General features: G+C 68.7%; 2 protein-coding genes. Both read right to left on the bottom strand.

Going from position 1 to position 2,012, the window contains the following annotated elements; all coding sequences use genetic code 11:
• Positions 1 to 65 precede the first annotated feature (65 nt).
• Positions 66 to 548, bottom strand: coding sequence for a hypothetical protein (locus QMZ25_RS18955; RefSeq protein ID WP_074900053.1), 483 nt, complete (start codon positions 546 to 548; stop codon positions 66 to 68).
• Positions 549 to 673: 125 nt separating this feature from the next.
• Positions 674 to 1,882 (bottom strand): FAD-dependent oxidoreductase, encoded by a 1,209-nt coding sequence (locus QMZ25_RS18950; protein WP_283220126.1) that lies wholly within the window; start codon positions 1,880 to 1,882, stop codon positions 674 to 676.
• Positions 1,883 to 2,012: the final 130 nt, after the last annotated feature.

The raw sequence follows: 2,012 nt of genomic DNA, 5'->3' as shown, positions 1-2,012 counted from the left end.
CATGCCCGGCGGCCTGATGCATGCGCTGCGCTCGCCGGGCATGGCCCGGCGCTGCCCGCAGCTGCTTACCAGCCGTAGGGCGGCGGGTAGTCCCAGTAGCCCGGGCCGCGACCGTAGTAGCCGCCATACGGGCCGAAGAAGCCCGGGCCCTCGCCTTCGCTGACGTGGATGTTGAGGTTCACCCCGCGGGTCTTGCCCTCGTCGGTGGTGTAGTTCTTGCTCAGATTCAGCGTGGCGGCGTTGTAGTGGCTGTTGCCGCCCCGCTTGGAGTACCCGATGCCGGTGGTGAAACTGCCGGAGACCTTCACCTTGTCGTCCTGCACGTCGGCGATGCGGGCATCGTCGTGCACGCGTGGGCCACTCTTGTCACCGTAGTAGGTGCCCGGCGGGTCCTGCTGCAACGTCGGATCGTTGAGGTAACGCATCGGCGCCTGCGGCAATGTCAGATCCAGCCCGGATGCCTGCGGTGCGGTGGCGCCGGCAGCGGACTGGGCGAGCACGGTCCCGGGCAGGGCCAGGCACAACAGCAGGGTCAGGGGGCGGATCATCTTGGCGCTCCAGCGGACAGGGACCACGCCACACGCGGCGTTACAGGCCGACGCTAGCAGGGCGTGCTTGAATGATGCCTGTCGGCGCCGGATTGGGGTAGAGCCGGGCCATGCCCGGCTGCAGGTCACAGCCGCCCGAACCCGAACAGCTCCGCCAGCGGATGCTTGCGCCGCTCGATGCGGGCCCGCAGCAGCTGTGCGCCGATCATGGAATAGGTGATGCCGTTGCCGCCGTAGGCCATTGCCAGGTGCACGCGCGGCCCCCACTGTTCATGCGGGCCGAAGAACGGCAATCCGTCGGCGGTCTCGGCGAAGGTACCGGCCCATGAGAATGCCGGTACCGGGTCGAGCTTGGGAAACCAGTGCAGGAGCTGCTTCATGAGCTTGTCTGCCTTGCCTTCCACCCGCCGGTCGCGCCGTGCCGGAATATCGATGGCATCGTCCAGCCCGCCCACCAGCAGGCGACGGTCGCCGGTGGCCCGCAGGTACAGATAGGGGCGCGCGCTTTCCCACACCATCGTGCGCTGCAGGGGGCCCAGCACCGCGGCATCGACAGGGTCGGTGATGAAGGCATAGCTGCTGCGGTTGCGTGCGACGCGCTGCGAGAGCCAGCGCTGGTTGGCGTATCCCATCGCCAGCACCACGTGGCCTGCGCGGATCGTCGCGCCTGATTCGGTCTTGGTGGTAACGCCCCGTGTGCCTGGCGTCAGCGTGTGCAGCACGGTGCGATCGTGAATGTGGCCGCCGCGCTGGCGCACCCGCTTCAGCAATCCATAGGTGAGGCAGTAAGGGTCGACCCGCGCTGCCTGCCGGGTCAGCAATGCGCCGCCGGCGTCCACATCGAAGCGCTCCGCCAGCGCCTCCGGGCCCAGCCAGCGGGCGTCCAGGCCGGCGCTGCGGCGTGCCTGGCCCTCGGCCATGAGTCGGGGCACGTCGCGGTGGCGACTGGCCAGGTACAGGCTGTCCATGCGCCGGAAGTCCACGTCCTTCAGGCCACGCGCCACTTCGCCCAGTGCCGGGATCGCCTCGGCACAGGCCCGGTAGGCCAGCGTGGCCGCGTCGTGGCCATAGCGCTGGGCCAGTTCCAGCAGATGGGTGTCGATCTCGTACTGCAGCAGCGCGGTGCTGGCGGCGGTGCTGCCCCAACCGATGTCGCGCTGCTCGATCAGGGCGACCTCGTGACCGTGACCTGACAGCTCATCGGCGATCAGTGCGCCGGTGATGCCGCCGCCGACCACCAGCACATCGCAGCGCAGGTCGCCCTCCAGCGGGGGAAATGCCTGGATCAGGCCATTGCGTACGGCCCACCAGGGATAGCCACTTTTCAGGTCCATGGTGATGGGTCAGGCGGTGGGATGGCCGGTGTGCGGCGTGTGGATCAGTTCGGACAGATCGAAGCCCTGCAGCCGCGCCGTGGCCAGATAATGGTCCCGCACGGTGGCGTCCAGCTTCGGCTCGCGTGCC

The sequence above is a fragment of the Stenotrophomonas sp. RS-48 genome, from assembly GCF_030053245.1.
GTDB lineage: Bacteria > Pseudomonadota > Gammaproteobacteria > Xanthomonadales > Xanthomonadaceae > Stenotrophomonas > Stenotrophomonas maltophilia_P.
The sequence above is the reverse complement of the archived record's forward strand: the minus strand, read 5'-3'. Positions and strand labels throughout refer to the sequence as shown.